This window comes from Pseudomonas sp. zfem003 (assembly GCF_032621675.1).
Taxonomy (GTDB): Bacteria; Pseudomonadota; Gammaproteobacteria; order Pseudomonadales; family Pseudomonadaceae; genus Metapseudomonas; species Metapseudomonas otitidis.
The window spans coordinates 32226-52139 of record NZ_JAVYJG010000006.1 but is presented as its reverse complement, the minus strand read 5'-3'; the positions used below and the strand labels follow the sequence as shown (position 1 = coordinate 52139).

The window sequence follows — 19914 nt, the reverse complement described above, 5'->3', positions numbered from 1 at the left end:
GCCAGGGTGTCGCTGGAATGCCTGGAGGCCCCGTCTGGCAAGGCTTTCAGGGCATCCTGCTTTTTGTCGATTGGTAGCCCGGAAAGCCGGGCGTGCCGAACCTGACAAACCCGGGCCGGGGTGAGTATCCTTCCCCGCCGGGCCCTGTCGGGCCTTTCTCCCACCCGAACAAGAAGGCGCCATGAGCGAACGTACCACTTCCTCCAGCTGGGCCCTGGGGATCGTGCAAGCCCTGGAAATGGGCGGGGTCGATTGCCGCCGCCTGTTCCCCGAGCTGGGGCTCGACTACGACGCGCTCTCCGACCCGGACGCGCGCTTCCCCCAGGACGGCATGACGCGCCTGTGGCTGAGGGCGGTGGAGCTGTCGGGCAACCCGGCCATCGGGTTGAACATGGCCAAGGTGGTACGGCCGGCCTCTTTCCATGTGGTGGGTTACGCGCTGATGTCCAGCCGCACGCTGAACGAAGGCTTCGCCCGCCTGGTGCGTTACCAGCGGATAATCGCCGAGGGGGCGGACCTGAGTTTCCGGCCGACCCCGGAGGGCTACGAATTGCGCCTGGCGATCCACGGTGATCGGCTGCCCCCGGCGCGGCAGAGTGCGGAAGCGTCGATGGCCTACTGCCTGGCCTTCTGCCGCTGGATGACCGGGCGCGCCATCAACCCGCTCGAGATCCGCTTCCAGGGGCCGGCCCCGGCGGACGTGGAGCCCTATCGGCAGGTGTTCCAGGCGCCCCTGCGCTTCGGCGCCGAGCACTATGCGCTGCGCTTCAGCCGGGCCGACATGGACACGCCGCTGCCCACCGCCAACGAATCACTCGCGCAGCTGCATGACCGCTTTGCCGGGGAGTACCTGGCGCGCTTCACCGGCAGCCGGGTCACCCACCTGGCCCGCCAGGTGCTCTGCCGCCTGCTGCCCCAGGGCGAACCCAAGCGCGAGGTGGTGGCCAGCGCTTTGCACCTGTCCCAGCGCACCCTGCAGCGGCGCTTGCAGGAGGAGGGCACCAGCTTCCAGCAACTGCTCGACGACACCCGCCGCGAGCTGGCCGAGCAATATCTGGCGCAGCCGAACCTGACCCTGCTGGAGATCGCCTACCTGCTGGGTTTTGCCGATCCGAGCAATTTCTTCCGCGCCTTCCGCCGCTGGTTCGACGCCACGCCAGGCGAGTACCGCGCCCGCCTGCCATGACGCTCAAGGGCTGCGGGAGCGCGTAGGGGAGCCTTCAGTCGCCCACAGCTCCCTCGCACCGCCTCAATGCCTCCAGAAGTACGGCGTGCAGATCACCAGCACGGTGATGATCTCCAGCCGCCCCAGCAGCATGCCCAGCGACAGCAGCCACTTGGAGCCGTCGGGCAGGGTGGAGAAGTTGCCCGCCGGGCCGATCACCTCGCCCAGGCCCGGGCCGACACCGGAGACGGTGCTGGCCGCGCCGGTGAGGGCGGTGATCCAGTCCAGCCCCTGCAGCGACAGGCCCAGGGCGATCACGCAGATGGTGATGGTGAAGAAGAACGAGAAGGTGAGGATCGAGCGCACGATCTCCTCGTCCAGGCGGTGGCCGTTGTACTTCTGCTTGATCACCGCGCGGGGGTGGATGAGCTGGTACAGGTTGGCCTTGAGCAGGATGTAGGCCACCTGGAAGCGGAAGATCTTCACCCCGCCGGCGGTGGAGCCGGAGCAGCCGCCGATGAAGCCCAGGTAGAAGAACAGCATCAGCGAGAAGTTGCCCCACAGGCTGTAGTCGCCGAGGGCGAAGCCGGTGGTGGTGAGGATCGAGGTGGTGTTCACCGCCACGTGGCGCAGGGCGTCCAGCCAGTGCAGGTCGGTGGTGGCCCAGTACCAGGTGCCCAGCACCAGCCAGATCACCAGCAGCAAGCCGATGAAACCGCGCACCTGGGCATCGCGGAACAGCGCCTTGCGGTTGCCCCGCAGGGTGGCGACGTAGAGGGCGAAGGGCAGGCTGCCGAGGATCATCACCACCACCGCCACCCAGTGCACCGCCGGCTGCTGCCACTTGGCCAGGGACTGGTCGGAGGTGGAGAAACCGCCGGTGGAAATGGCCGACATGGCGTGGTTGACCGCATCGAAGGCGCTCATCCCGGCCAGCCAGAACGCCAGGGTGCCCAGCAGGGTGAAGCCGACGTACACCGCGACGATGTACTTGGCCACCATGTGCGAGCGCGGCATGACTTTCTCCGAGCGGTCGGAGGATTCGGTCTGGAACAGGCGCATGCCGCCGATGCGCAGCAGCGGCAGGATCGCCACCGCCATGCCGATGAAGCCGATGCCGCCGAGCCAGTGCAGCAGCGAACGCCAGATGAGGATGCCCTGGGACATGCTGTCCAGCCCGCTGAGCACCGTGGCGCCGGTGGCGGTGATGCCGGACATGCTCTCGAAGAAGGCATCGGTGTAGCTGATGTGCTGGGTGAGCAGGAAGGGCAGGGCGGCGAAGATGCCCACCACCACCCAGCTGGAAACCGTCAGCAGGTACATGTCCCGGGGACGCAGGTGCGCCTGCTCCGGGCGCCCGGGAATCACCAGGCCGAGGCCGGTGATGAAGGTGGCCAGGCTCGACCAGACGAAGGCGTGGATGTCCTGCGGGCGGTCATAGGCGATCACGGTCATGACCGGGATGACCATGCTGATCGCCAGGGTGATCAGGAAGATGCCGATGATGAAGCCGATCAGGCGCAGGGTCGGCAAAGCCATGGGGCGTGCTCGGTCCGGGTGAATGAGGGCGCCATTCTAGCGACGTGCCGCTGCCTGTCCACGGGCGCCTGATTCAGGTGTAGTCGATCCGTGCTCAGTGTTTCCAGAAACCCCGGGTGAACAGCACCAGCACGGTGAGGATCTCCAGGCGGCCCAGCAGCATGCCGATGGTCAGCAGCCACTTGGCCGCGTCCGGCAGGGTGGAGAAGTTGCCCACCGGGCCGATGATCGGCCCCAGGCCCGGCCCCACGTTGCACACGGCAGTGGCGGCGCCGGTGAGGGCGGTGGTCCAGTCGACGCCGATCAGGCACAGGCCGAGGGCGATCACGCCGATGGTGACGGTGAAGAAGAAGGAGAAGGTGATCAGCGAGCGGACGATTTCCTCGTCGATGTTGTGCCCGTTGTACTTCTGCCGGATCACCGCGCGGGGGTGCACCAGTTGCTTGAGGTTGGTGCGCAGCATCACCAGCGCCACCTGGAAGCGGAAGATCTTCAGCCCGCCGGCGGTGGAGCCGGAGCAGCCGCCGACGAAGGTCAGGTAGAAGAACAGCATCACCGAGAAGCTGCCCCACAGCGTGTAGTCGCCCAGGGCGACGCCGGTGGTGGTGACCACCGAGGTGACGTTGACCGCGACGATGCGGAAGGCGTCCGGCCAGCTGTAGTCCGAGTTCAGCCACAGCCAGGTGCCGAAGAACAGCCAGGTCGCTACCAGGAAGCCGACGAAGCCGCGCACCTGGTGGTCCTTCACCAGCGCCTTGCGGTGGCCCCGCAGAGTGGCGACGTAGAGGGTGAAGGGCAGGCTGCCGGCCATCATCACCACCACCGCGACCCAGTGCACGGCCGGCTGCTTCCAGTTGGCGATGGAGTTGTCCGAGGTGGAGAAGCCGCCGGTGGAGATCAGCGACATGGCGTGGTTGACCGCCTCGAAGGGGGTCATGCCGGCGAGCCAGAAGGCCAGGGTGCCGAGCAGGGTGAGGGCGACGTACACCACCAGGATGTACTTGGCCACCATGTGCGAACGCGGCATGACCTTCTCGCCCCAGTCCGAGGACTCCGTCTGGAACAGGCGCATGCCGCCGATGCGCAGCAGCGGCAGGATCGCCACCGCCATGCCGATGAAGCCGATACCGCCCAGCCAGTGCAGCATCGAACGCCACAGCAGCAGGCCCGGCGAGGCATGGTCGAGCCCGGTGATGACGGTGGAGCCGGTGGTGGTGATGCCCGACATGGTCTCGAAGAAGGCGTCGGTGTAGCTGATGTGCTGGATCAGCACCATCGGCAGCGCGGCGAAGATGCACACCACCACCCAGCTGGCGGTGGTGAGCATGTACATGTCCCGTGGGCGCATGTGCAGGTGTTCCGGGCGCCCCGGTGCCACCAGGGCCAGGCCGACGATGAAGGTGATCAGGCTAGACCAGCTGAATGCGCCGATGTCATCGGTCCGGTCGAACGCCAGCACGGCCAGCATCGGCACCACCATGCTCACGGCCAGCGTGATGAGGAAAAGGCCGATGATGAAGCCGATGGTGCGCAGCGTGGACAGGGCCATGGGGGATCCGGGCGAGAACGGGAGCGCGGCATTCTACTGGGCTGTTTCACCGCTGTGAAACGCTCCGCACCAGCGGCTTTCACAGGGCACCGCGGCGTTCACGCGCTGCCCTTGGGTGGCCGGGGTTATCGGCTAGAATGCCGGCTTCCCGAAATCAGGAGGTGGCCGATGGAGGCTCTCGACGCTCTGCTCAACCGTGTATCCCTGGCCCGGCTGCAGGAGCCCGCACCGGATGCGGCCCAGCGTGACTACCTGTTCCGCGCCGCCCTGCGTTCGCCGGACCATGGCTACCTGCGCCCCTGGCGCTTCCTCACCATCGAGGGCGGCGCCCGCGAGAAGCTCGGCGAGCTGTTCGCCTCTGCCTTGCTGGCCAAGGACCCGGCGGCCCCCGAGGCGGCGCTGACCAAGGCCCGGGGCATGCCGCTGCGTGCGCCCTTGCTGGTGGTGGTGGTGGCGCGCCTGCAGGCCGGCCACAAGGTGCCCGAGTCGGAGCAGTTGCTGTCGGCCGGCTGTGCGGCCCACGGCATCCTGCTGGCGGCCCATGCGCAGGGCCTGGGCGCCATCTGGCGTACCGGCGACATGGCCTACGACCGCACCGTGGCCCAGGGGCTGGGCCTGGCGGACAACGAACAGGTGGTCGGCTTCCTCTACCTCGGCAGTGTCGAGGGCGAGCGCCGCGCAGCGCCGGACCTGGCGCCGGCGGACTTCGTCAGCACCTGGGGCTGATCAGCCGCCCGTTGAAAACGTGGCAGCCGATCAGGCGGTCGGCAGCGACAGGGTGGCGATGAAGCCGCCCTGTGGGTGATTGGCCAGGGTCAGGCTGCCGCCGTGGCGCTCCACGGCGCGACGGGCGATGGCCAGGCCCAGGCCATGCCCGGCGCCACTCTGGTTCGGCGCACGGAAGAAGGGCTCGCCCAGTTGGGCCAGGTGATCGGCGGCGACCCCGGGGCCTTGGTCGCGCACGCTGATCGTCACGTGCTGTGGTAATGCCTTCACCTCGATGTCCACCGGTTGCCCGGCCGGGCTGAAGCGCAGCGCGTTGCGCAGCAGGTTGTCCAGCGCACGTTCCAGCATGTCCGGCCAGCCCTGCAGGTGCGGTTCGCCTTCGCAGCGGATGCGCACCTCCTGCTCGGGCGCCAGCAGCCGGGCGTCTTCCCTGAGCTTTTCCAGTATCGGCCGCAGGACGATGGGGTGGCGTGCGCCCGGCTCGGCGTCGAGGCGGGCAAGGGCGAGGATCTCGCTGATCAGCGCCTCCAGCCGGTCGCATTCCTGGGCCAGCCGTGGCCAGAGCCCTTCACGCTCCGCCGACGGCGCCCGCTCGGCCAGGGCCAGGGCCACCCGCAGGCGGGCCAGGGGCGAGCGCAGTTCGTGGGAAACATCGCGCAGCAGCTGCCGCTGGCTGCCGATGAGCCCCTGGAGGCGCTGGCCCATGCGGTTGAAGTCACCGGCCAGCACGCCCAGTTCGTCCCGCCGCCGTGCCAGCCGGGCCAGGCTGTCCTGCTGGTAGGCGGTCTGCCCCAGGTCGTGCACGGCGCTGCGCAGGCGGCCAAGGGGGCGGGTAATGGAGAGGGTCAGCATCAGGCTGAACAGCGTCAGCACCACCAGGGCGATGCCCAGGGCGCTGAGGGGCCAGAGCAGGCTGCCACGGTGCCAGGCCTCCAGTTCCGGGAAGGGGATGCGGTAGATCAGCAGGAAGTTCTCGCCACTGCGGGGGCTGGTGTATTCCTCGGTGATGCGTCGCCACGGCAGGTGGCCGTCGTGCTGGCGTGCTTCGAACGCGGCGGCGCGGGGCGGGAAGGTGCCGCGCACCACGGGCTGGCCGTTGTCGTTGAGGATCTGCACGTCGATGCGGGCGCGGCGCTTGAACTGTTCGAGGAAGCGCTGGGCCTCGCCACGGCCGTTGACCTCGTAGCGCTGCACCAGGCTTTCCGCCAGGCCCTGCAGGGCCGGGTGGCGGCTGAGGATCCAGGCGTCCTGGTTCAGCGCACGGCCGAGCAGCAGGGAAAGGCCGGCGACCAGGGCCAGGGCCAGCCAGAAGGCGCCGAGGATGCGCCAGAACAGTGAACGCACGGGGTACTCCTTTCAACGACGAAACCCACCCGGTGGAAGCCGGGTGGGTTCGATGACTTTTTCAGATCGGTTACTGGGCCTTCTGGGCGCGCTGGGCTTTCCAGGCCTCGAATTCGGCGCGCTCGGCGCGGCGTTCGTCCATCTTCTTCACTTCGGCGTCGAAATCCTTCTGCTGCTCCGGGGTCAGCAGGGCGCGGATGTCGGTGCGGTTCTTGTCTTCGCTGGCCTTGATCTCGGCCTCCATGGCCTTGCGTTCGGCCTCGGGCAGCTTGTCCAGGTACTTGCGGGTGATGTCCTGGCGGGCCTTCATGCTTTCGCCCATCAGCTTGCCGACCTTCTGGCGCTGCTCGCGGGTCAGGTCCAGTTCCTTGAACAGGTGCGGGCCACCGTGGCCACCAGGGCCGCCGAAGCCCGGCTCGCCACGCGGGCCGCCTTCGGGCATGGCCATGGCGACGGTGGGCAGGGCGGCTGCGAACAGCAGGGCGGCGATAGTCTTGCGCATGGTCTGTCTCCTTGTCTCTTGAACCGGCCGGTTGCCGGATGAGCCCAGTCTAGGGAGCGCAAGGTCAAGGGCGGTCAGCCCTGGGTAAAGCTTCGGTAAAGGATCGTGCAGGCGGGCGCAGGTCAGACGGCGTAGTAGTAGCCCCGGCTGCGCAGGGCGACGATGCGCGGGCGGCCGTCGGCGTGGGGGCCGAGCTTCTTGCGCAGGTTGCTGACGTGCATGTCCAGGCTGCGGTCGTACAGGGTCAGCTTGCGGCCCAGGGCCAATTGCGCCAGCTCCTGCTTGTCCAGCGGTTCGCCAGGCTGACGCAGCAGAGCTTCCAGCAGACGGCCTTCGGAGAGGGTGAGGCTGACCTCGTGCCCGCCCACGCTGACCACACCGCGAATCGGGCTGTAGCACAGGTCACCCAGCTCCAGCTGGCTGGACTGCGAGGGCCCCTGGCTGCGCCGCAGCACGGCGCGCAGGCGGGCGGTCAGCTCGCGGGGGTCGCAGGGCTTGGCCAGGTAGTCGTCGGCGCCCAGCTCCAGGCCGAGGATGCGGTCCAGGGGTTCGCCCCGGGCCGACAGCATCACCACGGGCAGCTCGGGGTGGTCGCTGCGCAGTTGCTTGAGCAGCTCCAGCCCGCTGCCGTCGGGCAGCATCACGTCCAGCACTACGGCGGCGGGGGTGTGGCCTGCCAGCGCGGCGCGGGCGGAGATGCCGTCGTGGCACGCCCGGGCGCTGAAGCCTTCCTGGGAGAGCCAGCTGATCAGCAGCTCGCAGAGCTCCTGGTCATCATCGATAAGCAGCAGTTCGCTCATGTCGCGGGGGTCGTCTTCAGTTGATCCATTGGCGCGGCTGGCGGCGGCCGCCACGCAGCAGGGCGCCGGCGAGCAAGGAGAACAGGCAGGCACCGCCGCCCACCGCGAACCACATCTGTTCCTCGCTGACGAGGGGCGGATTGCGGTTGGCCTGGGCTTCACGCAGCTGCAGCTTGAGGCGCTGGTTTTCCTGGCGCAGGCGAGTCAGTTGCGCGCCATCCTGCTCGCTGGCGTTGCCACGGTCGGCCAACTGGGCGGCCAGGGCCTCCCGTTGCCGCTCGCTCTCGGCCAGACGCTGGGTCAGTTGGGCAAGCTCCGCCGCCAGCGGGTTCACCGAGGGCGCCGGCTCCACTGCCGGAGCAAGCGGTGGAGTGGAGGGCACAGGCTCTTCGGCATGGGCCAGGGCGGCGGACAGGGCGAAGGCGAACAGCAGGGGCAGCGGAACCTGGCGCATGAGCGGATTCCTTGGGGCTAGCGGCAGCGCCGCGATCAGGGGAATACCTGCTTGAACGGCTTGACCACCACCTGGCCGTAGACGCCGGCGAGGCGGAAGGGATCGGCCTCGGCCCAGGTCTGGGCGGCGCTCAGGGATTCGAACTCGGCGACCACCAGGCTGCCGGTGAAGCCGGCGCTGCCCGGGTCGTTGCTGTCCACCGCCGGGTGGGGGCCGGCCAGCACCAGGCGGCCTTCCGCCTTGAGCTGCTCCAGGCGGGCGAGGTGGGCGGGGCGGGAAGCCATGCGCTTCTCCAGGGAGTCGGCAACGTCGGTGGAAATGATCGCGTAGAGCATGGGAGTCCTTATTCTTGCGGTTTGTCCGGTTCGGAATCATGCATGTGGCGAGCCAGGAAGATGCCCTGGCCCACCAGGAACAATAGCGTCATGCCCAGGCTGCCGAAGACCTTGAAGTCCACCCAGATGGACTGGAAGGTGAAGGCCACGAACAGGTTGGCGAAGCCACAGACCAGGAAGAACACGATCCAGGCCAGGTTCAGGCGCACCCAGATCGGCTGCGGCAGGCTCACGGCATGGCCCATGATCCGCTGGATCAGCGGGCGGTCGCCGATGAAGTGGCTGGCAGCGAAGCCCAGGGCGAACAGCCAGTTGACCACCGGTGCCTTCCACTTGAGGAAGGTTTCGCTGTGGAAGGCCAGGGTCAGGCCGCCGAACACCAGGCAGGCCACCAGGGTCAGCCACTGGCCTTTCTCCAGGCGGCGCTGGCTGATGAACAGTGCGCCGTAGACCACCACGGAAGTGGCGATGAGCACGGCGGTGGCGCTGAAGATGCCGCCCAGCATGACGCTGTGGCCGGCGAGTTCGATGGCGCGGGGTTCGAGCTTGTAGACGATGAAGAAGAGAACGAGGGGGATGAAGTCGATGAATTGTTTCACGGCGGCAGCCAGAAGCGGGATGTGGCGGCATAATAACAAACCATTTCTCCAGCGAAAGCGCGCCTCATGCACATCGATCTGCACTGCCACAGCACAGCCTCCGACGGCGCCCTGGCGCCCGCCGCGCTGGTGGCGCGCGCCCACGAACGGGGCGTCCGGGTGCTGGCGCTGACCGATCACGACACCCTCGAAGGGCTGCCGGAGGCTCGCGCGGCCGCCGCTCGTCTGGGCATGCAGCTGATCAACGGCGTGGAGCTGTCCTGCACCTGGGGTGGGGCGACCATCCATGTGCTTGGCTACGGCTTCCGCGACGATGCGCCAGCGCTTGCCGCCGCCATCGCGGACCTGCACCACGGGCGCTGGGCCCGCGCCGAGGAGATCGACCGGCGGCTGGCAGCCAAGGGCATGCCGGGCGCCCTGGAGGGGGCTCGGGCCATCCAGCGCGAGCTGGGCGACAGCGGCAATGCGCCGGCCCGCCCGCACTTCGCCGAGTTCCTGGTGCGCGCCGGACATGTCCGCGACCGTGCCGAAGCGTTTCGCAAGTGGCTGGGGGCCGGCAAACTCGGCGATGTGAAGCAGCACTGGCCGAGCCTGGCGGACGCGGTCTCGACCCTGCGGGCTGCCGGGGCGTGGATCAGCCTGGCGCATCCCTACCACTACGACTTCACTAGAACCAAGCGACGCAAGCTGGTTGCGGATTTCATCGGTGCTGGCGGCCACGCCATCGAAGTGGTCAACGGCATGCAACCGGCGGATCAGGTGGGGACGCTGACCATCCTGGCCCGCGAGTTCGGGCTGCTGGTTTCCGCCGGCAGCGACTTCCACGCTCCAGGCGACTGGTCGGAGCTGGGCATGTACCGACCGATTCCAGAGGACCTGCCGCCCCTCGCGGCACGTTTTGACCATGCACCCAGCCTCGGCAGCCTCAGCACGGCACATTGAACAGGGAGCCAACGTGAGCCAGTTCTTCCAGGTCCACCCGGAAAATCCGCAGGTCCGCCTGATCAAGCAGGCGGTGGAGATCGTCCGGGGCGGCGGCGTGATCGTCTACCCGACCGACTCCTCCTACGCCATCGGCTGTGCCATCGGCGAGAAGTCGGCGGTGGAGCGCATCCGTCGCCTGCGCCGACTGGACGACAAGCACAACTTCACCCTGGTCTGTCGCGACCTCTCCGAGCTCGGGCTGTTCGCCAAGGTCGACACGGCGGCGTTCCGCCTGCTCAAGGCCCACACACCCGGCCCCTACACCTTCATCCTCAACGCCACCCGCGAGGTGCCGAGGATGCTGATGCACCCGAAACGCCGCACCATCGGCCTGAGGGTGCCGGACCACCCCATCGCCCTGGCATTGCTGGCCGAACTGGGTGCGCCGCTGATGAGCGCGTCGCTCATCCTCCCCGGTGAGGCCCAGCCCATGAGCGACCCCTACGAGATGCGCCAGATGCTGGAGCACCACGTGGACCTGATCATCGACGGCGGCTACGGCGGCGTCGAAGCGTCCACCGTGGTGGACCTGTCCGAAGGCGAGCCGAGCATCTTCCGCGTCGGCTGTGGCGACCCCACTCCGTTCCTGGCGGACGCCGGCGCGTGAGCGGCGAGCCGACGGGCGTCGACCCTCAGGCCGGCGCCCAGCAGGAGCTGCCGTTCGCGCTGGTGTATGGCCAGGCGGTCACTGAGCTTCCCGTCGACCTCTATATCCCGCCGGATGCCCTGGAAGTGTTCCTCGAAGCCTTCGAGGGCCCGCTGGACCTGCTGCTCTACCTCATCCGCAAGCAGAACATCGACATCCTCGACATTCCCGTGGCGGAGATCACCCGCCAGTACATGGGCTACGTCGAGCTGATGAAGTCGGTGCGCCTGGAGCTGGCGGCCGAGTACCTGGTGATGGCCGCGATGCTGGCCGAGATCAAGTCGCGCATGCTGTTGCCGCGTTCCGGCGAGAGCGAGGAGGAAGAGGAAGACCCCCGCGCCGAGCTGATCCGCCGCCTGCAGGAGTATGAGCGCTTCAAGCAGGCTGCCGAAGGCCTGGACACCCTGCCTCGGGTGGGGCGCGACCTCATCGTGCCGCGGGTGGATGCGCCCGAGGCGCGGGCCCGCAAGCTGCTGCCCGATGTGAGCCTGGAGGAAGTGCTGCTCTCCATGGCCGAGGTGCTGCGCCGGGCCGACATGTTCGAAAGCCACCAGGTCACTCGCGAGGCGCTGTCCACCCGCGAGCGCATGAGCGAGGTGCTGGAGCGGCTCAAGGGCGGCGGCTTCGTGCCCTTCGTCCAGCTGTTCGCGCTGGAAGAGGGGCGCCTGGGGGTGGTGGTCACCTTCATGGCCGTGCTCGAACTGATCAAGGAACAACTGGTTGAACTGGTGCAGAATGAGCCCTTCGCGCCCATCCATGTCCGTGCCCGAGCCGAGTGACCGATGAACCTCAACGACACCAAGGAGCTGGCTTCCCTGCTCGAAGCCTTTCTGCTGGCCGCCGGCAAGCCCCTGTCGCTGGAGCGGATCGCTGAGCTTTTCGAGGAAGCCGAACGCCCGGAGCTGTCGAAGATCCGCGACGCCCTCGCCGTGCTGGCCAAGTCCTGCAACGGCCGCGCCTTCGAGCTGAAGGAGGTGGCCTCGGGCTACCGCCTCCAGGTGCGCGAGCGCTTCGCCCCCTGGGTCGGACGCCTCTGGGAGGAGCGGCCGCAGCGCTATTCCCGGGCGCTGCTGGAGACCCTGGCGCTGATCGCCTACCGGCAACCCATCACCCGGGGCGAGATCGAGGACATCCGTGGCGTCACGGTGAACAGCCAGATCGTCAAGACGTTGATGGAGCGGGAGTGGATCCGTGTTGTGGGCTACCGCGACGTGCCGGGCAAGCCGGCGATGTTCGCCACCACCAAGGCCTTCCTCGACCACTTCAACCTGCGCAACCTCGACGAACTGCCGCCCCTGGCTGCCTTGCGCGAACTGGAGCCGGAACCCGAGCTGGCCCTGGATGACGACGCGCCGGTGCCGGCCGACCTGCAGGCCCGCGCGGACGCGGCACTGGGCGAGGAGCCTGCCGGCGAGCCCCGCGAGGAGGTCAGCTTCCGCAGCCTGCTGGCCGAGCTGGACACCATGGAGGAGGGGCTCAAGACCGACTTCGACGACCTGCTGCCGCCTGACGACGAGCCCGCCCTGGCCGATGAGGCGGAGGATGAGGACACCCCGCTCGCCGACGAAGGCGAGACCCTGCACTGAGGTGACCTGATGAAGGACCCCTGCATCGGCGTGTGCCAGTTTTCCGACGATGTCTGCCGGGGCTGCGGCCGCACCCGCCGCGAGATCAAGGCCTGGAAGAAGCTGGGCAAGGGCGAGCGCCTGGTGGTGCTGGCTGAAGCCGACCTGCGTCTGCTGGCGCTGCAGGCGACCGGCCGGCGCAAAGGCTGACGGCCCGGCCAGGTCTGGCTAGCCTCAGTGACTACCGCCGCGTATGATGCGCGACCTTTTTCGAGCGATACACCGGGAGGTGCCCAGATGAACGAAGACGATTACAGCCCCGCAGGGGAAAAGCTGCAGAAGGTCCTGGCCCGCATGGGGCTGGCCTCGCGCCGCGACATCGAGGCCTGGATCACCGAAGGCCGCGTCAAGGTCAACGGCGCTGCTGCCACCCTCGGCCAGCGGGTCGACAGCCATGACGCCATCAGCGTCGACGGCCGCCTGCTCAAGCGCGAGGAAGAGGCCGAGAGCGTTCGCCGCGTGCTGATCTACAACAAGCCCGAAGGCGAAGTCTGCACCCGCGACGACCCGGAAGGCCGTCCCACCGTTTTCGAGCGCCTGCCCCGCCTGCGTTCCGGCCGCTGGATCAACGTCGGCCGCCTGGACATCAACACCACCGGCCTGCTGCTGTTCACCACCGACGGTGAACTGGCGAACCGGCTGATGCACCCCTCCTACGAGATGGACCGCGAGTACGCCGTGCGTGTGCGCGGTGAGGTCACCGAGGAGATGCTGGAGAACCTGAAGAACGGCGTGATGCTGGAAGACGGCCCGGCCAAGTTCACCGACATCCAGGAAGCTCCGGGCGGTGAAGGCTTCAACCACTGGTACCACTGCGTGGTGATGGAAGGCCGCAACCGCGAAGTGCGTCGCCTGTGGGAGTCCCAGGGCCTGGTGGTGAGCCGTCTGAAGCGTGTGCGCTTCGGCCCGGTGTTCATCACCTCCGACCTGACCATGGGACGCTGGCGCGAGATGGGCCAGCAGGAAGTGGACATCCTCAGCGAGGAAGTCGGCCTGCGCCCGGTGGCTCTGCCGGCCATGAAGGCCAAGTCCCGCGAGAAGCTGGAGCGCATGCAGCGCAAGTCCGCCAAGCCTGTGGCACCGCGCTCGCGTCCTGCCCGCAGCGAGGGGGACGAGCGTCCTGCTCGTGCGCCCCGTGGCGAGAAAGCCGAGCGTCCGAGCCGTCCCCGTGGCGAAGGTGCGGAGCGCCCGGTGCGTTCGCCGCGTCCGGCCCGTGGTGAGGGTGATGAGCGTCCGGTACGCGCCCCGCGTGGCGAGAAGGCCGAGCGCCCGAGCCGTCCGCGTGGTGAAGGGGCTGAGCGTCCGGCTCGCGCGCCCCGTCCGGCTGGGCGTGGTGAGCCGCGTGGTACACCGATCGCCGAGCGTCCGAAGGACTCCGGTCGCAAGCCGCAGCGCCCGGCCCGCCCCCAGGGTGATGCCGTGGAAGTGGCCGAGCGCCCGCAGCGCAAGCCCAAGCCGCAGCGTCCGGTGAGCCGCCGCAGCAATCCGCCGGCCGGCGAAGGCCAGCGCCCGGGCTTCGGTCGCAAGCGCTGAGGCCGGGTTACAGGCAATGAAAAAGGGGCTCGATGAGCCCCTTTTTCATGTCCGTCGCCTGGATCAGCCCGCCATGGACAGGCGGTTGCGTCCGTCGCGCTTGGCGACATAGAGGGCGTTGTCGGCGCGGCGCAGCAGGCTCTGCACCGACTCGGCCGGCAGCAGCGTGGCGCAGCCCAGGCTGACGGACAGCTCGATCGGCCGGCTGGCCACCAGGTGCTGGATCTCCATCACGCTCAGGCGCAGGCGCTCGCCCACCATGGCAGCGGCCTCGCGGCAGGTGTTGGAGAGGAGGATGAGGAATTCTTCGCCGCCGTAGCGGAACACCATGTCGACATTGCGCAGGCGGCCTTTCAGGGTGGTGGCCACGGCCTTGAGCACTTCGTCGCCGGTGCCGTGGCCGTACTGATCGTTGATGCGCTTGAAGTGGTCGATGTCCAGCATCAGCACCGACAGCGGCTGCTGGTTGCGGCGCGACAGGTCGACCTCGCGCTGCAGGGCCTGGTCCATGGCGATGCGGTTGCCGGTCTCGGTCAGCGGGTCGCGCAGGGCGGACTGCACGGCGGTGCGGTACAGCAGCGCGTTGCGCAGCGGGAACAGCAGGCAGGCCAGCAGGGATTCGAGCTGCGCCAGTTCGGTCTCTTCGAAGCGCTGGCGGCGGCGGAACACCAGCTCGCCCAGGTACTCGCCCTCGTGGGTCAGGCGATAGCCGGCGGAGTGGGCGGCGCGCTCGCCGAACTCCAGGCGCAGGTCGCTGCCCTGGTGCGCGTAGGCCAGCGCGTCCAGCGGTACCAGGCGCTGTACCTCGCGGAAGAAGCTGCCGAGGATGCGGTCCACTTCCAGGCTGGTCTGCAGTTGCAGGGTCAGCTGGCGGCGCAGCTCCAGCAGGGTGACCTGGCGCGGCGGCTGCAGCGGGGTGGGCGTGTTGTAGCCCAGGCGCTGGAGCTTGGCGGCATCGAAATCAATGGTGTTGGTGGGCGTGTGGGGAGCCATTTGGCGAAACCTCTGACGCTTCGAGCGACGACATCCGACCTAAGGCTATTTCCGTGCCAGGTTTCACATTCCCCGGTAAACCCCTTTTCTATCAGTCGCTTATGCGTATCTGGGGCGGCGGGGTGGCAAGGCGTTGCCGGTTGTCTGACGGGCGAGATGGCAATTTGATGCCTGTTGCGGAGGGGCGCGCCGGTTTAATGGCAGGGCGATGGCGGCGGCCGGGCGGCCGCCGCCGGAAGGTCTTACTGTGCGTCGAATGCCTGGCCGTTGATGCCGGTGCTGTCCGCCCCCATGAGGTAGAGGTAGACCGGCATGATGGCCTCGGGTTCCGGGTTCTTGGCGGGGTTCTCGCCGGGGTAGGCGAGGGCGCGCATGCTGGTGCGGGTGGCACCCGGGTTGACGCTGTTGGCGCGGACGTTGGCGATGCCGTCCAACTCGTCGGCCAGGACCTGCATCAGGCCCTCGGTGGCGAACTTGGAGACGGCGTAGGCGCCCCAGTAGGCGCGACCCTTGCGTCCCACGCTGCTGGAGGTGAACACCACCGAGGCGTCGCTGGAGAGCTTGAGCACGGGCAGGAGGGTGCTGGTGAGCATGAACATGGCGTTGACGTTCACCTGCATGACGCGCATGAAGTTCTCGCCGGACAGCTGCTCGATGGGCGTGCGCGGGCCGAGGATGGAGGCGTTGTGCAGCAGCCCGTCGAGGCGGCCGAATTCACGCTCCACCAGGGCGGCCAGTTCGTCGAACTGGTGCGGCTGGGCGGTCTCCAGGTTGAAGGGGATGACGCCCGGCTGCGGGTGGCCGGCGGCTTCGATGGCGTCGTACACCTCGTTGAGGTGGGATTCGGTCTTGCCCAGCAGCAGGACGGTGGCGCCATGGGCGGCAAAGGTCTTGGCGGCGGCGGCTCCGATGCCGCGTCCGGCGCCGGTCACGAGGATGACGCGGTCCTTCAGCAGGTCGGGGCGGGCGGAATACTGGAACATCGGGAACTCCTTCGAAGCGCTGTGGAGGCTCGCTTCAGGCAATGGGTAGGCGGTACATGGGGGCGCTGCGTGGCAGGCCCCCGCCGGTCAGCAGCTGCAGAGCGCGCGGTCGAGAACGGCGCGCAGCTCGAGCGGATGGTCGACCACCACGTCGGCTCCCCAGTGATGGGGGTTGTCGTCGGGGTGGATGTAGCCGTAGGTCACGGCGGCGGTGCGCGTCCCGGCGGCGCGACCGGATTCGATGTCGCGCAGGTCGTCGCCGATGAACAGCACGCTGGCCGGCTCCAGTCCCAGCTGGCTGCAGGCGAGGTGGAGCATCTCCGGGTCGGGCTTGCTGTTGGTGACGTGGTCCGGGCAGATGAGCACGGCCGAGCGCTGGGCCAGGCCAAGCTGCTGCATGATCGGTTCGGCGAAGCGCACTGGCTTGTTGGTCACCACGCCCCAGATGAGCTTGGCGGCCTCGATGTCGGCCAGCAGCGGCTCGATGCCGTCGAATGGACGGGTGAGCACGGCGCAGTGTTGCTGGTAGCGCTCGAGGAACTCCAGGCGCAGGGCTTCGAAGCCCGGGGCTTCGGGGTTCATTTCGAAGGTGGCGGCAACCATGGCGCGGGCGCCGCCGGAGACCACGTCACGGATCGATTTCTCGTCCTGTGGCGGCAGGCCGCGCTCGGTGCGCATGGCCTGGCAGATGGCGATGAAGTCCGGCGCCGAGTCGAGGAGGGTGCCGTCCATGTCGAAGAGAACCGCTCGCAGTCGCATGGTCGTCACTCCTCGCGCAGGGTCTGGACCATGTAGTTGACGTCGACGTCGTTGGCCAGCTTGTAGTGCTTGGTGAGCGGGTTGTAGGTCAGGCCGATGATGTCCTTCACGGCCAGGCCGGCGGCACGGCTCCAGGCGCCCAGCTCGGACGGGCGGATGAACTTCTTGAAGTCATGGGTGCCGCGCGGCAGCAGCTTCATGATGTATTCCGCGCCGACGATGGCGAACAGGTACGCCTTGGGGTTGCGGTTGATGGTGGAGAAGAACACCTGGCCGCCGGGCTTGACCAGGGTGTGGCAGGCGCGGATCACCGAGGCGGGGTCCGGCACGTGCTCGAGCATCTCCAGGCAGGTGACGACGTCGAACTGGCCGGGTATCTCGGCTGCCAGCTCTTCGGCGGTGATGCGGCGGTATTCCACCGGGACGCCGGATTCCAGTTGGTGCAGTTGGGCCACCGCCAGAGGCGCTTCGCCCATGTCGATGCCGGTGACGGTGGCGCCACGCTGGGCCATGGCTTCGCTGAGGATGCCGCCGCCGCAGCCGACGTCCAGTACGCGCTTGCCGGCGAGGTGGACGCGCTCGTCGATCCAGTTGACCCGCAGGGGGTTGATGTCGTGCAGGGGCTTGAACTCGCTTTCGCGGTCCCACCAGCGGTGGGCGAGGGCCTCGAACTTGGCGATTTCGGCGTGATCGACGTTGCTCATGGTGAACACCTTTATCAAACGTAATTCAGTGACCGGCGATGCGCTGGCCCCATTGGCGGGCGGTGGCGATCAGGCGGTCTTCGTCCTGACGGGTGAGGCGGCCGTCTTCCAGCAGCGGCTTGCCGTCCACCCACAGGTACCGGACGCGATCGCGCCCGGTGGCATAGATAAGTTGCGATACCGGGTCGTAGACCGGCTGCTGGGCCAGCCCGCTGAGGTCGACGGCGATCATGTCGGCGGCCTTGCCCAGTTCCAGGGAGCCTGTGTCCGCTTCCATGCCCAGCGCGCGGGCGCCGTTGAGGGTGGCCATGCGCAGGGCGCGGTGGGCGTCCAGGGCGGTGGCGGAGCCGGCGACGGCCTTGGCGAGCAGGGCGGCGGTACGGGTTTCCCCCAGGAGGTCGAGGTCATTGTTGCTGGCGGCGCCGTCGGTGCCGATGGCGACGTTGACGCCCGCGAGCCAGAGCCGCTCCACCGGGCAGAAACCGCTGGCCAGCTTGAGGTTGGATTCGGGGCAGTGGATGACGCTGGTGTTGCTTTCTACCAGCAGGGCCAGGTCGTCATCGCTGATCTGGGTCATGTGCACGGCCTGGAAGCGCGGGCCGAGCAGACCGAGGCGGGCCAGGCGGGCCATGGGGCGCTCGCCGCGCTGCTCGAGGCTCTGCTGCACCTCGAAGGCGGTTTCCTGCACGTGCATGTGGATGCCGGCATCCAGCTCCTCGGCCAGCACCCGGATGTTCTCCAGCTTGTCGTCGCTGACGGTGTAGGGGGCGTGGGGGCCGAAGGCGACCTTCAGGCGGGGGTGGTGCTTGAGGTCGCTGAACAGCTCCAGGCCACGGCGCACGGCTTCGCTGGCGTCGTGGGCGCCGGGGATGGGGAAGTCCAGCACCGGGATGGTGATCTGCGCCTTGATGCCGGCGCCGTGCATGGCTTCGCTGGCCACCGAGGGGAAGAAGTACATGTCGGAGAAGCAGGTGATGCCGCCCTTGATCTGCTCGGCGATGGCCAGCTCGGTGCCGTCGCGGACGAAGTCCTCGTCGACCCAGCGGGCCTCGGCCGGCCAGATGTGCTTCTCCAGCCAGGTCATCAGCGGCAGGTCGTCGGCGATGCCGCGGAACAGCGACATGGCGGCGTGGCCGTGGGCATTCACCAGGCCGGGAGCCAGCAGCATGCCGGGCAGCTCGATGACCTCGCGGGCCGGATGAGCCAGGGCTTCCTCGCGCTTGGCGATCAGGGCGATGCGGCCGTCGCGCACCCCGAGGGCGTGGTGGGAAAGCACGACGCCGGCGGGCTCCACCGGGACGATCCAGGTGGGCAGCAGGAGCAGGTCGAGGGGGAGGTGGGCGTGGGGCATGGTGGCGCGTCCTGGGCGCGGAAAATATCGCGGGAGTATACCCGAATAGCCAAGCCAGACCGCCCCTGCATCGCTATAATCCGCGGTTTTTCGCGAAGTTGACTGGGGTGAGGTGTGGCATGCGTGAGCGACTGTTGGCGGCCGAGAAGGTCACGGCCATCGAGTGGCGGGACGGCGTCCTGCAGCTGATCGATCAACGGCTCCTGCCGCGCGAGGAAACCTGGCTGTCCTACGACTCCGCTGCGGGTGTGGCCCAGGCCATTCGTGACATGGTGGTGCGCGGTGCGCCGGCCATTGGCATCAGTGCAGCCTACGGTGTGGTGCTGGGTGCGCGTCAGCGGTTGGCGGCCGGTGGTGACTGGCGCCAGGCGCTGGAGGAAGACTTTGCGCTTCTGGCGGGCTCCCGCCCTACGGCGGTCAATCTGTTCTGGGCGCTGAACCGCATGCGCGATCGCCTCGAGCGCCTGAAGGATGCGGAGGATCCGCTGGTGGTGCTGGAGGCCGAGGCCGTGGCGATCCATGAGAGTGATCGCGAGGCCAACCTGACCATGGCCCAGTTGGGCATGGAGGTGATCCGGCGTCACCAGGGTGCGCCCCAGGCCCTTCTCACCCACTGCAATGCCGGCGCCTTGGCGACCGGTGGTTTCGGTACGGCTCTCGGGGTTATTCGAGCGGCTCACCTGGAAGGGCTGGTGGAGCGGGTCTACGCCGATGAGACCCGTCCCTGGTTGCAGGGCGCCCGCCTGACGGCCTGGGAGCTGGTGAACGAGGGCGTGCCGGTGCGCCTGAACGCCGATTCGGCGGCCGCGCACCTGATGAAGGTGGGTGGCATCACCTGGGTGATCGTCGGGGCGGATCGCATCACGGCCAATGGTGATGTGGCCAACAAGATCGGCACCTACCAGCTGGCTGTGTGTGCGATGCACCACGGCGTGCGTTTCATGGTGGTGGCGCCCAGTTCCACCATCGACATGGGGCTGGAAAGCGGCGAGGACATCCCGATCGAGGAGCGTGCCGGCAGCGAGCTGCTGGAAGTGGGCGGTGCGCGAATCGCGGCGGATGTCGAGGCCGTCAATCCGGTATTTGACGTGACGCCGGCCGACCTGATCGATGTCATCGTGACCGAGCGCGGCATCGTCGAGCGTCCCGATGCCGAGAAAATGGCCCAGCTGATGTGCCGCAAGCGCCTGCACTGAGGCGTTTTGCCCACGCCCGGCGGGGCTGCCTGCCGGGTGGGGATTGTGGTAATCTCCGCCAGTTCTAGCGCTTCCCTTCGCCGGGGCGGCCGCATCCACGCGACCCCGGCGTAACTCTTTGATTTTT

At 68.0% G+C, this 19914-nt stretch carries 22 protein-coding genes; 9 read left to right on the top strand and 13 right to left on the bottom strand.

The window, feature by feature from the left end; all coding sequences use genetic code 11:
* Positions 1-181: 181 nt before the first annotated feature.
* Complete coding sequence (locus tag RTK35_RS14275) at positions 182-1186, top strand: AraC family transcriptional regulator (RefSeq protein ID WP_316908284.1); 1005 nt, start codon at positions 182-184, stop codon at positions 1184-1186.
* Between the two features lie 63 nt (positions 1187-1249).
* Here RTK35_RS14275 and RTK35_RS14270 read toward each other — a convergent pair whose 3' ends face one another.
* A complete protein-coding gene (locus tag RTK35_RS14270) occupies positions 1250-2704 on the bottom strand; it encodes a TrkH family potassium uptake protein (RefSeq protein WP_107331696.1) in 1455 nt (484 codons plus the stop codon).
* A 94-nt stretch (positions 2705-2798) separates the two neighbouring features.
* The gene (locus RTK35_RS14265) at positions 2799-4253 is read right to left on the bottom strand and encodes a TrkH family potassium uptake protein (protein ID WP_074970291.1); all 1455 of its coding nucleotides are present in this window, start codon (positions 4251-4253) and stop codon (positions 2799-2801) included.
* Positions 4254-4421: 168 nt separating this feature from the next.
* Here RTK35_RS14265 and RTK35_RS14260 point away from each other — a divergent pair, with 168 nt between their 5' ends.
* Positions 4422-4979 carry a nitroreductase family protein gene (locus RTK35_RS14260; RefSeq protein WP_142016004.1) on the top strand — a complete coding sequence of 186 codons (558 nt, stop codon included), beginning with the start codon at positions 4422-4424 and terminating at the stop codon, positions 4977-4979.
* A gap of 30 nt (positions 4980-5009) precedes the next feature.
* On the opposite strand, the gene RTK35_RS14255 is transcribed toward RTK35_RS14260, so the two are convergent.
* From RTK35_RS14255 to RTK35_RS14230, 6 genes are all read right to left on the bottom strand, one after another.
* Positions 5010-6323: a HAMP domain-containing sensor histidine kinase gene (locus RTK35_RS14255; protein ID WP_316908283.1), complete on the bottom strand. Its 1314-nt coding sequence runs from the start codon at positions 6321-6323 to the stop codon at positions 5010-5012.
* Between the two features lie 70 nt (positions 6324-6393).
* Positions 6394-6825, bottom strand: a complete 432-nt coding sequence (locus RTK35_RS14250; protein WP_316908282.1) for a Spy/CpxP family protein refolding chaperone — start codon at positions 6823-6825, stop codon at positions 6394-6396.
* Positions 6826-6947: 122 nt separating this feature from the next.
* Positions 6948-7625: a response regulator transcription factor gene (locus tag RTK35_RS14245; RefSeq protein ID WP_107331700.1), complete on the bottom strand. Its 678-nt coding sequence runs from the start codon at positions 7623-7625 to the stop codon at positions 6948-6950.
* A 16-nt stretch (positions 7626-7641) separates the two neighbouring features.
* Positions 7642-8079 carry a hypothetical protein gene (locus RTK35_RS14240; RefSeq protein WP_279814659.1) on the bottom strand — a complete coding sequence of 146 codons (438 nt, stop codon included), beginning with the start codon at positions 8077-8079 and terminating at the stop codon, positions 7642-7644.
* A 35-nt stretch (positions 8080-8114) separates the two neighbouring features.
* Positions 8115-8414 (bottom strand): YciI family protein, encoded by a 300-nt coding sequence (locus tag RTK35_RS14235; RefSeq protein ID WP_044408772.1) that lies wholly within the window; start codon positions 8412-8414, stop codon positions 8115-8117.
* Positions 8415-8422: 8 nt separating this feature from the next.
* Positions 8423-9013, bottom strand: a complete 591-nt coding sequence (locus RTK35_RS14230; protein WP_044408769.1) for a septation protein A — start codon at positions 9011-9013, stop codon at positions 8423-8425.
* A 66-nt stretch (positions 9014-9079) separates the two neighbouring features.
* Here RTK35_RS14230 and RTK35_RS14225 point away from each other — a divergent pair, with 66 nt between their 5' ends.
* From RTK35_RS14225 to rluB, 6 genes are all read left to right on the top strand, one after another.
* Positions 9080-9955 carry a PHP domain-containing protein gene (locus RTK35_RS14225; protein ID WP_142016024.1) on the top strand — a complete coding sequence of 292 codons (876 nt, stop codon included), beginning with the start codon at positions 9080-9082 and terminating at the stop codon, positions 9953-9955.
* 13 nt (positions 9956-9968) lie between these two features.
* Complete coding sequence (locus tag RTK35_RS14220; RefSeq protein WP_044408763.1) at positions 9969-10604, top strand: L-threonylcarbamoyladenylate synthase; 636 nt, start codon at positions 9969-9971, stop codon at positions 10602-10604.
* Between the two features lie 119 nt (positions 10605-10723).
* The gene (locus tag RTK35_RS14215) at positions 10724-11422 is read left to right on the top strand and encodes a ScpA family protein (RefSeq protein ID WP_316908525.1); all 699 of its coding nucleotides are present in this window, start codon (positions 10724-10726) and stop codon (positions 11420-11422) included.
* A 3-nt stretch (positions 11423-11425) separates the two neighbouring features.
* Positions 11426-12229, top strand: coding sequence for an SMC-Scp complex subunit ScpB (scpB, locus tag RTK35_RS14210; RefSeq protein WP_142016031.1), 804 nt, complete (start codon positions 11426-11428; stop codon positions 12227-12229).
* 9 nt (positions 12230-12238) lie between these two features.
* Positions 12239-12418, top strand: a complete 180-nt coding sequence (locus RTK35_RS14205) for a DUF1289 domain-containing protein (protein ID WP_074970309.1) — start codon at positions 12239-12241, stop codon at positions 12416-12418.
* An 87-nt stretch (positions 12419-12505) separates the two neighbouring features.
* Complete coding sequence (gene rluB / locus RTK35_RS14200) at positions 12506-13801, top strand: 23S rRNA pseudouridine(2605) synthase RluB (protein WP_044408751.1); 1296 nt, start codon at positions 12506-12508, stop codon at positions 13799-13801.
* 63 nt (positions 13802-13864) lie between these two features.
* Here rluB and RTK35_RS14195 read toward each other — a convergent pair whose 3' ends face one another.
* The 5 genes from RTK35_RS14195 to RTK35_RS14175 all read right to left on the bottom strand — a co-directional run bounded on the left by RTK35_RS14195 (position 13865) and on the right by RTK35_RS14175 (position 18591).
* Positions 13865-14794 (bottom strand): GGDEF domain-containing protein, encoded by a 930-nt coding sequence (locus RTK35_RS14195; protein ID WP_222899909.1) that lies wholly within the window; start codon positions 14792-14794, stop codon positions 13865-13867.
* 242 nt (positions 14795-15036) lie between these two features.
* Positions 15037-15777 (bottom strand): YciK family oxidoreductase, encoded by a 741-nt coding sequence (locus RTK35_RS14190; RefSeq protein WP_044408745.1) that lies wholly within the window; start codon positions 15775-15777, stop codon positions 15037-15039.
* Positions 15778-15864: 87 nt separating this feature from the next.
* Entirely contained in the window at positions 15865-16545 is a 681-nt protein-coding gene (gene mupP / locus RTK35_RS14185) for an N-acetylmuramic acid 6-phosphate phosphatase MupP (RefSeq protein WP_164707460.1), read from the bottom strand.
* Positions 16542-17240: a bifunctional 2-polyprenyl-6-hydroxyphenol methylase/3-demethylubiquinol 3-O-methyltransferase UbiG gene (gene ubiG, locus RTK35_RS14180; protein WP_316908280.1), complete on the bottom strand. Its 699-nt coding sequence runs from the start codon at positions 17238-17240 to the stop codon at positions 16542-16544. The genes mupP and ubiG overlap by 4 nt, the downstream gene beginning before the upstream one ends.
* 25 nt (positions 17241-17265) lie before the next feature.
* A complete protein-coding gene (locus RTK35_RS14175; RefSeq protein ID WP_316908279.1) occupies positions 17266-18591 on the bottom strand; it encodes a TRZ/ATZ family hydrolase in 1326 nt (441 codons plus the stop codon).
* A 119-nt stretch (positions 18592-18710) separates the two neighbouring features.
* On the opposite strand from RTK35_RS14175, the gene mtnA reads away from it, so the two are divergent.
* The gene (gene mtnA, locus RTK35_RS14170) at positions 18711-19787 is read left to right on the top strand and encodes an S-methyl-5-thioribose-1-phosphate isomerase (RefSeq protein WP_316908278.1); all 1077 of its coding nucleotides are present in this window, start codon (positions 18711-18713) and stop codon (positions 19785-19787) included.
* Positions 19788-19914 lie beyond the last annotated feature (127 nt).